Source organism: Leptolyngbya sp. FACHB-321 (genome assembly GCF_014695975.1).
Taxonomy (GTDB): Bacteria; Cyanobacteriota; Cyanobacteriia; order Leptolyngbyales; family Leptolyngbyaceae; genus Stenomitos.
Genome location: NZ_JACJPI010000083.1, coordinates 198,161 through 210,239, shown reverse-complemented (window position 1 = coordinate 210,239; position 12,079 = coordinate 198,161). Strand labels below are relative to the sequence as shown.

11 protein-coding genes are annotated in these 12,079 nt (G+C 49.8%); 1 reads left to right on the top strand and 10 read right to left on the bottom strand.

Going from position 1 to position 12,079, the window contains the following annotated elements; genetic code table 11:
• Window positions 1-6: 6 nt before the first annotated feature.
• The 5 genes from H6F76_RS26360 to menH all read right to left on the bottom strand — a co-directional run bounded on the left by H6F76_RS26360 (window position 7) and on the right by menH (window position 3,457).
• On the bottom strand, window positions 7-162 hold the full coding sequence (locus H6F76_RS26360) for a hypothetical protein (RefSeq protein ID WP_190512749.1): 156 nt from the start codon (window positions 160-162) through the stop codon (window positions 7-9).
• Window positions 163-258: 96 nt separating this feature from the next.
• Window positions 259-441 carry a CsbD family protein gene (locus H6F76_RS26355; RefSeq protein ID WP_190446348.1) on the bottom strand — a complete coding sequence of 61 codons (183 nt, stop codon included), beginning with the start codon at window positions 439-441 and terminating at the stop codon, window positions 259-261.
• Window positions 442-959: 518 nt separating this feature from the next.
• Window positions 960-1,631 (bottom strand): hypothetical protein, encoded by a 672-nt coding sequence (locus H6F76_RS26350; protein ID WP_190446347.1) that lies wholly within the window; start codon window positions 1,629-1,631, stop codon window positions 960-962.
• A gap of 277 nt (window positions 1,632-1,908) precedes the next feature.
• Window positions 1,909-2,451 carry a cyclic nucleotide-binding domain-containing protein gene (locus tag H6F76_RS26345; RefSeq protein WP_190446422.1) on the bottom strand — a complete coding sequence of 181 codons (543 nt, stop codon included), beginning with the start codon at window positions 2,449-2,451 and terminating at the stop codon, window positions 1,909-1,911.
• A gap of 220 nt (window positions 2,452-2,671) precedes the next feature.
• Entirely contained in the window at window positions 2,672-3,457 is a 786-nt protein-coding gene (gene menH, locus H6F76_RS26340; protein ID WP_190512747.1) for a 2-succinyl-6-hydroxy-2,4-cyclohexadiene-1-carboxylate synthase, read from the bottom strand.
• A 38-nt stretch (window positions 3,458-3,495) separates the two neighbouring features.
• On the opposite strand from menH, the gene H6F76_RS26335 reads away from it, so the two are divergent.
• Window positions 3,496-4,881 carry a cytochrome P450 gene (locus H6F76_RS26335; protein WP_190512745.1) on the top strand — a complete coding sequence of 462 codons (1,386 nt, stop codon included), beginning with the start codon at window positions 3,496-3,498 and terminating at the stop codon, window positions 4,879-4,881.
• Between the two features lie 42 nt (window positions 4,882-4,923).
• Here H6F76_RS26335 and H6F76_RS26330 read toward each other — a convergent pair whose 3' ends face one another.
• The 5 genes from H6F76_RS26330 to H6F76_RS26310 all read right to left on the bottom strand — a co-directional run bounded on the left by H6F76_RS26330 (window position 4,924) and on the right by H6F76_RS26310 (window position 12,028).
• Window positions 4,924-5,346 (bottom strand): FHA domain-containing protein, encoded by a 423-nt coding sequence (locus H6F76_RS26330; RefSeq protein WP_190446344.1) that lies wholly within the window; start codon window positions 5,344-5,346, stop codon window positions 4,924-4,926.
• A 400-nt stretch (window positions 5,347-5,746) separates the two neighbouring features.
• Window positions 5,747-6,268, bottom strand: a complete 522-nt coding sequence (locus H6F76_RS26325) for an FHA domain-containing protein (protein ID WP_190512743.1) — start codon at window positions 6,266-6,268, stop codon at window positions 5,747-5,749.
• An 86-nt stretch (window positions 6,269-6,354) separates the two neighbouring features.
• A complete protein-coding gene (locus H6F76_RS26320) occupies window positions 6,355-9,090 on the bottom strand; it encodes a heavy metal translocating P-type ATPase (RefSeq protein ID WP_347276134.1) in 2,736 nt (911 codons plus the stop codon).
• A gap of 159 nt (window positions 9,091-9,249) precedes the next feature.
• Window positions 9,250-9,906 (bottom strand): hypothetical protein, encoded by a 657-nt coding sequence (locus H6F76_RS26315; protein WP_190512741.1) that lies wholly within the window; start codon window positions 9,904-9,906, stop codon window positions 9,250-9,252.
• A 607-nt stretch (window positions 9,907-10,513) separates the two neighbouring features.
• Entirely contained in the window at window positions 10,514-12,028 is a 1,515-nt protein-coding gene (locus H6F76_RS26310; RefSeq protein ID WP_190512739.1) for a type II CAAX endopeptidase family protein, read from the bottom strand.
• Between the last annotated feature and the right edge of the window lie 51 nt (window positions 12,029-12,079).

Sequence of the window (12,079 nt, the reverse complement as noted above, 5' to 3'; positions counted from 1 at the left end):
AAGAAATCAGGAATTTGCAACACTGCCTGCCAAACCTTGATCAGTTAAGTAAAAGAAGATATCTTGAATCTTCTCTTCCACATCTTTGTCTAAGTTGGATTCCAAGTAAAAGAAGATGTCTTGAATCTTCTCTTCCACATCTTTGTCTAAGTTGGATTCCAATTGACGATACCTGTAGATAGAAACGTAAAAGCGTAGGCAGCAAATTTGCTGCCTACGCTTTTAGATGTCATACCTGAGTAGCGACCAGGTTATAGACTAGTCAATCATCCTTTTGACGTTATCTTTTACATCTTCAACTGTGTGACGACCCTCGGCTTCAGCTTGTTTTGCTTGACCTTCAGCCTTAGTCTGAGGATCGCCAGTCACATTACCAACACCTTCTTGAATTTTCCCTTCAACATTTTTGGCAGTTGCCTTAACTCTATCTTCTAAGCTCATAATGATCTCCGTATTTTGCGTTAAGAAATGTACTTTCCATCTCAGTGAATGTATTGATTCATTCACTTCAAAACTTTGAGTACAGTTACTAATCTACAGGGAGCAACCTATTTTTCTATCTCCCTCTAGATGTAACTCAACACACTCCACAAAACCTGAAGATAGAGAGAAAACAAGCTTTCTTACCGTTCACACCTAGAATTACAAAGTCTCGTCTTCTACAATTAATGTCTGGGACTTCTAAGTAGCTAGGCGGAATTCTTCGCAAGAGGCACTGAGTGAAGTCGAAGTGACCTCAGCCCTAGATGTCAGTGGGTTAAGCACAGCCGAAACCCGGTCTCTAAATGGTGCTTAATTTAGCCCTCCTACTTAAAAGTCAATTAATTTTTCTTCAATAGCTGTAGGGGTGATAGCAAAGTGTTTTTTGAAAGATTAAAGCCGCTCAAAAAACACTGCTTTATTCAGGTCTAACGTCTTCTCGGTGGACTGGGTTGCAACCTATTTTGAGGACGGTAGTGCTAGCGCAGCACCAGCGAATCATTCAAGATCAGCGTAAGGTCAGTGTTCGGTTCAACCACAATGACATCAGCTCGTTTTTTGCCGAAGACTAAGCCACCCAAAGCGCCAGCACCCGCGCCAACAAGGATTTTGCCAAGGGTAATACGTCGTCTGCCAGTGACGCCAGAGATGATGGTAGCGGCACCAGCACCGATAGCGGCTCCCTTAAGTACAGCGCCGGTATTTGTTCCTGGCACAATTTCTTGAGTTCTGGTGACAACTTCAGAGGTTGCGTTGATCGGCAATACCGTACCATCCGTCAAGGTGATCTGCTGGGCGTAAAACTGAGAACCACCGTCAGCAGGTCTTAATTCACCTTTGATTTGACTACCCGATCGCACCAGAATTTCGCCAGAAGAGGAGCGAATATTTCTGTCAAGCACCAACGTGAGAGGCGTAGTTTCGTTTGGTGAAACGACAACTTTTTCAGCGCCATCATACCGAATCGGCAGCCGTGTTCCAACCGGAATCGCGACTCGACGGGGGGCTTGCTGCGAGGGAAAAAGCTGCGCCACTGTATAAGGAGCAGGAGGTGCGGTTGCGGCGATCGCCAGCGGCGCGATCGCCGGTGCTGTCATTCCTAAAGCAATTACAAACGCCGTTTTAGACTGCCATCGACTGAAATTAAACATAAGTCGCCACCTAAACATACGCATTAGATGGTTTAAAGACTTGGCAAAAGATTGAAAGGTTCCAGTGGCAAAGGGAGTCTAGAGTTACAGAAACCTTTAAAGGGGCTGCTGATGGATAACAGAGTGAAGGGGTGGGAGAATAAAGGATTAGGAGAATGAAAGGGTGATGGCATGGGAGAGTGAGGGTGGGGAAAAGCCTGGCTTCTGAGAGCGGCAATGCTGTAGAGCCAGGAGAAAACGTTTTAAGTTTCTCATGCCCGTTTTAGCCTTCAGCCTTTCACCGTCCCTTCAATCGTCTCAGTAGCCAATCAAGCCGAGTTTCTGCTAGCGCTACATTGTCTTTTGCGTCTCGTGCCAGCTCATCATTGGGTAGGTCAGTGACTTCAGACTGATTATTGCTGCCATAGCCAAGTTGATTGACGGTGACACGCAGCCGATTGGAAAGAAAAATGGCAAGAGCGCGGTAAAACCGTGATGCAAAACCAATGTCTTGACGCAGTTTGGTTGCAAGCTGTTCTCTAGGAATAGAGAGAACAAGAGAATTTTTGGCAGCGGTGACGGTTGCAGACGGGGGACGGGTATCAATGAAGGACATTTCTCCCACCACCTCGCCACTGGACAGGATAGCAATTTCTCGATCGTCCATAGCGGCTACCGAAACGCTAAGTTCGCCTTCAAGCAAGATATAAAGGGTGTCGATCGGTTGCCCTTCATGAATTAGCACCGTTCCAGCAACGACTTCTTGCCGGACGGCGGTTTCTAGCACCCAATCAATATCATCGTCGTCCAGCTCGCCTAGAATGAACAGAACTTTCTTCATGCGTTTGTGCGGTGTCTCATGATTACCAGGATAATCGTTCCAACTGCCTGACACATCCTGACTTTGTACTGTTTTATCCAAAGCGCACCGAACCAGACAGACATTTAGACAAAATTCTGGTAGCACTTACAGGCAGGATCAAAGCGACAAGAGGGAACCTTAAACGTCTGCCATCATGCGTTAGCTGAAAAATGTTTGCAGGGCAGTCTGCCATCATGCGTTAGCTGAAAAATGTTTGCAGGGCATCTGTAAATGCATTAGGCTGTTCGAGGTGAGGGACGTGACCACAAGCAGGAAGCATCCGTAGTTGAGCGGTAGGGCAGCAGTCAGCCATCGCTTGATTGATTGTACAAAACTTGCGATCGTCCTCCCCAGTTAGCAACAGCAGGGGCTGTGTATGGTGCTGCAAGCGTTCCCATAAGGATGGTTGTAACCCTGTGCTGAGATAGCGTAGCGATGTTGCCAGTAAAGCAGGATGATTGTGCGATCGCCGCTCTTGCACCTGCATAAACACAGGATGATGACGCAGGGCATGAAACAAGGGCTGACTGTACCAGTAGGATAGAAAGGAAGGAAATGCGGCTTCGATCTGGTCTGCTAAGGCACGATCGTGTTTCAACCGTGCTGCCCGTTCAGCTTTTGTTCTGAGTCCAGGGGAGGCTGACTCTAGCACCACTTTTGGAAAACGCTGGGGAAAGTGAAGCGCTAAGTACAGCGCCAACCGACCACCCATTGAGTAGCCAACCAAAAAACATTGAGAAATATTGAGATGATCGAGCCAGGAGACGATCGCGTTAGCCGTCTGCGGCATGGTGTAAAGAGTATCTTCACCCTCAACGATCGTGTTGCCGTGACCAGGCAAGTCAACCGCGAGGCAGCAAAACTGGTTGGCTAGACAAGTCATTACTGTGTCAAAATCGGCGCTGTTGCCCATAAAACCATGTAGAAACAACACGACTGGCAGTTCACGCTGCCCATGTACCGTGTAGTGAAACCGATAGCCCATTGATTGATTAACCTTTTGCCTTCTACCTTTAATTCGCGATGAGTGTAAGCACTTTGCCCGATGGATTGACCACCCCCTCACTGCTGCAAACGCTGGCGTTAGTCGCCCAACCAATTGGCTTTCTGGAGCAGTGCGCCCAACGTTATGGTGATACGTTCACAACGCGCGTGTTGGGTTGGCAGTCGCCGCCTGTCGTATTTTTTGGCGATCCAGGGGCGATCGCGCAAATCTTCACAGCTCCAGCCGGTCAGTTTGAGTTGGGTAAAGTGACCCATGTGTTTCGACCGCTGACGGGCGATCGTTCTCTTATCATGCTAGATGGCGAGCGGCACCAGCGACAGCGACAGCTTTTGATGCCACCGCTCCATGGCGATCGTATGCGCACCTATGGTCAGCTCATTTGCGATCTGACCCGTCAAGTGATTGCAGACTGGACTTTAGATAAACCCTTCTCGATTCGAGAATCTACGTCTGAAATTTCGCTTCAGATCATTTTGCGGGTCGTCTTTGGCATGACGCCAGGACCGCGCTACTATCAGCTCAAACATTTGTTAAACGCACTGCTGGAAGCGGTTACATCGCCGCTGTATTCCAGCCAATTTTTCTTCCCAATGCTGCAACGAGATTTAGGGCGCTGGAGTCCGTGGGGTGCGTTCCTCAAGCAGCAGTATCAGATTGACAAGCTCATCTATGCCGAAATTCGGCAGCGTCGCGTTCAGTTTGATCCTGATCGCGCCGATGTCTTGACGCTACTGCTATCAGCTCAAGATGAAGCGGGTCAATCAATGAGCGACGAAGAATTACGCGATCAGTTAATGACTCTTTTGCTGCTGGGGCATGAAACGACTGCATCAGCTCTCTCCTGGGCGTTTTACTGGGTGCATGAAAAGCCATCAGTATTAGCAAAATTACAGCAAGAGCTTGAGTCATTGGGCAACGCACCAGACCCCGATCGCCTCGCTCAGTTACCCTACTTAACCGCTGTCTGCAAAGAGTCGCTGCGAATCTACCCGATCGCGCTCATCTCCCAGCCGCGCAAGGTCAAAGAACCCGTGCAGATTGGAGACTATACGTTTGACCCAGGAGCCATTCTAATTCCTTGCATTTACCTGGCGCATCGTCGCTCACAGACCTATCCTGCCCCAGAGCAATTTCAGCCAGACCGCTTTTTGCAGCAAAAGTTTTCGCCCTATGAGTTTCTGCCCTTTGGCGGCGGTTCACGAAGCTGCATTGGCGCAGCCTTTTCGCTGTACGAAATGAAGCTGGTGCTGGCAACTGTCCTCTCTTGCTATACCTTGACTGCTACCACGCAGGGGACCGTCAAGCCAGAACGCCGTGGCATTACATTCGTGCCCTCCAGCAATTTTCGGCTGACTGCGATCGCCCGCCGCATTAACACCAGCGCTGTAAACGCTAGCGTTTAAGGCAATGACTGATGGAACTAGGCAACCACTGCGGTCGATGCACTAATCTTCTGGATCGCCGATCATATTTGGGCTAATCAGCGTAATGTCAAACTCGTCGGGTGGCACTGTCATGATGGCATCGCGCTTAAGAGAATAATAGATAGCGCGTACTTGTGGTCCAAAGACAACTTCATCTTCATTTTGCAAATCGTGTGCCTGAAGCTTGCGTCCGTTGATCATCAGACCATTGGCACTTGTTCTGCCTTTAAGATTGCCATCCACAATGCGGTAATAATAGGTGCCATTATCGTTGAGGAGCTGCACTAAGGTCGCGTGACGGCGCGAGACAAACTGCGAAACGAGCCGCACATCACATTTTGGATCTCGCCCGATCGAATAAACAGGACCATCAAGGACAAATTCTCGCCGTCCTTTGTCATCCTCAATAATCAGCAAATGGTTTTGATGCGGTTCTGAAGGCATTGAACAATACGTGACGTGGTGAGGTAAGCGCTGGCTAGACCGATTTCCTGAAGCTTTCTAAACTAGCTCACTACACTTCTAGCCTAGCTTAAGTGATGGAAGCTAACAGCACTACTTCGCCATCATAGCGCCTGTTGCAGAACACAGCCTAGATTTACCGCTGATCAAAATATTCCAAGCCGGATACCTAAACGCACTGCCTCTGAATCAAAGAGCAACACAGCCCCAGGTGCTTACAAAGCTTAGATAAGCCCGTAGCAAAGTAATGCAGTTTGAACGGGACGCTGAGTGTAGATAGCGCAAATCATTCTGAGCAACAACCAGTAAAAGCTCTGGTTAGGGGTAACGCCCCCAGCCCCCGTTCATGCTCCGTGCCTTAGACTGCTAATGGCAACTGAAATTACTGCTCCGATCGCTTGCGCTTAAGCTTTAAGACTGATCGTCGTGGTTGCTTTTGCCAAGCGTTAAGGAGGCTCAACACCTGACGTTTACGTTTAGACATACCACCATCATCGTCCATCATGCCTGGGCTAATCAGCGTAATGTCAAACTCATCGACTGGCATCGTCACTACGCTATCGCGCTGACACAAATAGTAAATGATGCGCACCCGCGGTCCGAACACAACCTCGTCTTCGTTTTGCAAGTTGTGTGTACGAAGACGATAGCCGTTGACCAAAAACCCATTGGAACTTGGTCTGCCTTCAAGGTCGCCATCAACAATGCGATAGCTAACGGTGCCATCACCATTTGGAAGGCGCAGCAGCGTTGCATGACGGCGAGAAACAAAGAGCGAATCAAGGCAGATATCGCAGGATGGATCTCTGCCAATAGAGTATTCGGAGCCGTCCAGCGCAATACTGCGCCGTCCGTTATCATCTTCAACAATCAGCAAATGACTTTGATAAGATTCTGAAGACATGAGACCTAAGAGACTGTTGGTTTACTTGACACGGGCAGTCTTGATACAAGTAGTGCAAAAGCAAGTCTGACCGAAACTACAGCGAATCATCTGGCGTTTTCAGCGCGGCTCGATGTAGGGAAGGTGAGGTACAGCAACAGGGAGTTAGACACAACACTAACGGAACTAAGAGCCATCATAGCGCCTGCGGCGGCAGGGCTTAATAAAAGACCAGCATTTGGCACCAGCAATCCGGCTGCTAAAGGGATCCCTAAAACATTATAAGCAAACGCCCAGAAGAGGTTTTGACGGATCTTATTAAAGGTTGCGTGACTTAACCGTATGGACTCGACAACATCGGTTAGACGATCGCGCATCAGAACAATGCCTGCTGTTTCTACCGCAACATCAGTGCCAGAATGCAAGGCAATACCGACATCAGCCTGAGTAAGGGCAGGCGAATCGTTAATGCCATCACCGACCATCGCAATTTTGTGCCCCTGTGCCTGAAGCGCCGCGATCGCCTGAGCTTTGCCCTCTGGCAGCACACTAGCCAAAATGTGATCTGGGTTAAGCGCAAGCGGCTGGGCGATCGCGCATGCCGAATCTAGCTGATCGCCCGTCAGTAGCATGACTGTTAGCCCTATTGCCTTCAGTGCTGCGACTGTTTCAATTGCATCCGGTCTAAGTGTATCGGTGACAGCAATGAGTCCTGCCAAAGTGCCGTCTACAGCCACATAAACAACTGTCTTTCCAGCCTGAAGCAAGCGCTGAGCTGCTGCTTTAGCAGCCTCGTTAACGGTAACACCGTGCTGCGCTAACCACGCTTGAGTACCGATCGCCACAGACACATCTACCGTTGTTTCTGTTAGCGTAACGATCGCAGCGACACCCAGTCCCGGCGCAGTGAGGAAAGCTCTTGCTGCCAAAAGCTCCAATGACTCCTGCTGAGCCTGTTGCTGGATGGCGATCGCTAAAGGATGGCGTGTGCCGCTTTCTACACTGGCAGCTAGTTGGAGAAGAGTGTGAGGGGTGAAGGGGTGAAGGGGTGAAAAGGGATCAGTGGAGGCAGGGGAGGAGGCAGAGGAAGCAAGTGTGAGGGATGGGGCTTGCGTTGGAAAACCAATGTGAGGGGCACCACTACTGGAATCTGTCTGCTGACCGCTGACCGCCGACGGCTGATAGCTACATTCTCGCTGCTGACCGCTGACCGCTGACCGCTGACCGCTTTCCAGCACAATACAGTCTGTGACAATCGGTTTACCAGTAGTAAGCGTACCTGTTTTGTCGAAGATTACGGTGTCCAGTTGATGCACGCGCTCCAGCACATCGCCCCCACGAATGAGGAGACCTCGTTCAGCCCCAATGCCAGACCCAACCAGGATAGCGGTCGGTGTGGCAAGCCCCAGAGCGCAGGGGCAAGCGATCACAAGGACGGCGATCGCCAGTTTGAGGCTGAGAACGAAGGGTGAAGAGTGAGGGGTAGGGAGTGAGGAGTGCGACATCGTGTGTCCAGTACTCATGGCGTGTTGCCCGATTTGCATCAGAGCGTCGCCCCAGAGTTGGCTGCCAACGAGATACCAGAACAAGAACGTGAGGAAGGCGATCGTCATCACGCCGTAGGTAAAATAGCCCGCGATCGTATCTGCCAGATTTTGGATCGGGGCTTTACGGGTCTGGGCTGCTTCAACCAGCGCAATAATATGTGCCAGAGTCGTTTCTTTGCCTGTACGAGTTGCACGCAGCGCGATCGTGCCCGTTTGATTGAGTGTCCCTGCTGCCACTAAGTCTCCAGGCTGTTTTAGAACAGGGATTGCCTCACCCGTCAGCATCGACTCATCTATAGTGGTCTGCCCAATCACCACTTCACCATCCACAGGCACTTTGTCTCCTGGTAGCACTTGAAGCCATTCACCGAGACGAACACGATCGGCAGGAATTTCGATGAAATCTGAGGTGAGGAGTGTGGAGCGATCAGGGTAAGAGTTTTGATTGCATGGCTCCCCCTGCTCCTTTTGCTTCCCCCTTTCCTCTCGCTGCTCTCCCTTCTCTTGCTCACTCCTCCCCTTCATCAACCGTGCCACCTTAGGCTGGAGGGCAAGTAATGATTGAAAAGCACTGGCAGCACGATTTCTTGCTTGTTGTTCAAGTGTGCGACCCAGCAAGATAAAGCCAACTAGCATGACAGGCTCATCAAAAAAGCACTCCCAGCCTAGTTGGGGCACTAGTAGCGCTACTAAGCTAGTGATATAGGCAGTCAGCGTGCCCATGCTGACGAGTGTATTCATGTTGGGAGCATTGCGTCGCAGTCCACGCCAACCGTCGATCAGCATTGATCGCCCTGGTATAAGCAGCGCAACAGTTGCCAGCCCACAATGGAACCAAATATTAGTGAAGCCGAGGTTTGACAAAACAGGTAGATTCAACTGACCCAATTGGTCAAGATGTCCAATGCCTGACAGCAGCAACAGAGCAATCGCCATCGCTAATCGCCAAAGCTGTCGCTGCGACTCTATCTGCCGCTGTGCCTGAAAATCAAGGCGATCGCTGTTTTGGGGATCGGCAGGATTAAGCGTACTGTCAGACACCCGAAGCTGAGACGGGAACCCTGCCTCGGTTAACGTTGTCGCTAAAGTAGAGGGCTGGAGCGCACCGCTCTCGTATTCAACCGTTGCCACTTCGATCGCCAGGTTGACTGTTGCTGTCGCCACACCCTGACATTGTTTCAGTTCGTTCTCAACGGCTCGAACACAGCCAGCACACTTCATCCCAGTCACATCCAGGATGGCAATTTCTAGAGATGGTGCCGCGATCGCCTCAGTTGTGCGATCGCCTTGTGGCAGCGTGAGTTTTGTTGCGTCTAAAACCAAAGGAAAAACCTTCCACAAGCATCTACGGGGTTCTCTCTTGAGCGTAGATGAAGTAGAAGGCGATTGGTCAAAAACTATCCACTTTCTTTAAGCAAATCTGACTAGTAGAGGCGCTTCTACTGTAAGCCGTCACTAAAAATCAGAGGTGGAAGAGGGTAAACCTACGATGTCTGCATAGGCGGCAGCAATAGCGCAAACACTGAGCGGAATCGTCACTAGCAGACCTATACCCAGCAGCAAAGCACCCGCCAGATTTAGTAATACCAACACAAAAGCAAAGCCAAAGAAGGAGAACCAATTCTTGGAAATCAGCTTGCGGCTAAACTCCATTCCATCCCAGAAGTTCATCTTCTTTTCAAGCACTAAAGGCAGCGCAAAGGTGTATGCAACTGCCAGGTAAATACCAGGAATGATAATCAGCACAAATCCAATGCCAATCATCACGCTAGAAATAAGGCTAACCAGAAAAAGCGGCAGGAAGTTATTAAAACCTCTAAAGAAATCACCAAACGTTGTAGCGCGATTTCTCAAAAGCTTGAATGCCACAATGAAAAAGCCTGCATTTAAAGGACCAGAAATCAAAAGGCTGATCAATGTACCGACAGGAGAGGCAGATTGGTTAATTTTAGCGATCGCAATGTTAATCAAGAAAACCACAAGTGTAAAGCCAACAAACCCACCTAGATTTTTCTTGAGTGTTGCCCAACCGCTGCCAATGTACTCGCTAATCTTCACTGTGTAGCTTTTATGAAGTAAGCCTTCAAGCCCTGTCGACCCGTAACTTTCCATAGTCGTTCTCTCCAAAATGCAAAAATTGATGCTCTCGTCTCAGACCATACCAAAAACCAACTTCAGCACTTTGTGAGGCTGATTTTCGATCGACTTAATCACGCCCGGATTGAAGTCATATTTAATCTACTCCCCCGAATTATTGGAATAAAGTATTCCCTAGAAAACTTAACTCATTAAGGCTAGCTGGAAAGAAAATTTAGAACACAGCCAATCAAGCAACATCAATGCAGCAATCTAAAGTGGCTCAAATGATGGATCTAAAGCCATCTCAATCAAGGCATACATAATGTGTGCTTCTGCAAAAAAGCCTAATGTAAGGCTTGCTTCGTACTCAGTTCCTACGTCTTATCGTTCCTGCTGACCGCGATCTCACCGCCATAAACTGCACCCATCATTGAGTGCTGCAATGAGCCATCAGAGTTATACAAACTTGCAAAAGCAAGCTTAATTAGCTTCTGACAGACAAACGAAACTAAGCGGCACAATTCGTTTGCCGTAATGCTCTGCTCTATTCATCCCCCAGACTCTCTACAAACGACATCAGGAAGATTTCAAGTAACAAAAGTTTATCTTCGCTTTAGTCTTTCACAGATGTGCCTCATCGCTATTGCGTGCTGCTGCCCAAGACAAACAGGCTGAGAAGTGTGCCGCTATTCCAGAGACTATGCAGCAGCATAGAGGCGAGGAGGTTGCGCGATCGCGAGTAGACAAAGCCCAGCACAATCCCTAATGTCATTAGCGGCAGCACTTCCGAGAGGCTGAGGTGCGCGAGAGCAAAGATAAAGCTACTCAAGACGATCGCGCCCCAAACAGGCATATAGCGAGTGAGTGAAGGCAGCAAGAAACCCCGAAACAAAAGTTCTTCAAAAATGGGAGCGGCGATCGCGGCGGTGATGCAAAAGAGCACAAAGGCACCCTGGTCTTTGCCTTCCAGGGCGATCGGCAAAATAGGATTACTGCCGCCCTGCCCCTGCCAAATTTTTTGGTTGACCAGCGAGATGAGAATCACCAGTGGTAGCGCTGCGAAATAACCACCAAGCCCCCAAAGGAACCATCGGCTCCGTAGCTTGACCTGAAACCAACCATCGGGTAGCGGCAAGAATGTCTTAATCGAGAAGTACAGTACTGCTAAGCCGCCAGCCGCTAACAGTAGGTAATTCACCAGGATGTAAAGCGCTCTGACGCGTTCGCTCAATGTCGCCGGATTGAAGCCCACTGCTTGCTGAAACACGCCAAGCCCTAGCGGTAGCAGGATTTGCCCCACCAGAAAGAAGCCAAAGATCAATACCTGCCAGACAATTTCGCCATCCCACGGCACTGTCCACGCAGCGATTCCTTCTGGTGCAAGTAGAGATTGCTTGCGTCGCACGACCCACTGCCCCAGCAAAAAAAGCAGAATAACGGTGCCAAGCAAACCGCTGATGGTGGGGATGCCGCCGACGATCGCCAAATTAGTGAGCGCCCGTTCTGCTGTTGCCTGTTGCGCTGCTTGAAGATCTGTCAGTGCGTCCTGTCGTTGCTGTAGTTTGTACAGTTGGGCGAGCGACCGATAGCGAAACCAGCTATCCAGATTTTGCTTCAGCGTTTGTTCGGCATCAGGGAACAACCGGGGTGGATCGCTCCAAAGCCCTGCCAGGACGCCAGCCGTTTTGCTCAGTGGCTCAAGGTTAGCTTTCCCGTCTGTTTGCTGAATTACGCCTGCCCAGGTTTTTTGTGCTGTCGCAGTCTGCCCTTGCTGCACCTGAAGGACACCCAGCCTGAGATCGAGTTCGGTAATCAGGCGTTCTAGTTTGGGTGTCGATACCTTTAAGGATGGATCGGCAGTCGGAGAAGCCAGCAAAAGCTGAGTTCGTTCCAGGTTTTTCTGGGCAGATTGGCGTAGCTCTTGGTATTGCTTTGTGGCTCCCTGTACGGGTTCAGCACCGATGATGCCCTTGCGAACCGACACTAAGCCTGGATCGTCGCCCTGCCACTCGGTCGCCTGCAGCACCAGATTAGTTTGGTACAGCTCCAACCGACTTTGGAACTGGGGTTGACTCCAGCTTGCCAGCAGATCTTGACCAATGAGGGCGATCGCCAGCACTGTCAAGATCACCAGAACGATCCGCTTAATTGTCATGCATTCTCCAACGTAACGATTAGCCGTTCGCCGTTAGCTATCAACTAAAAA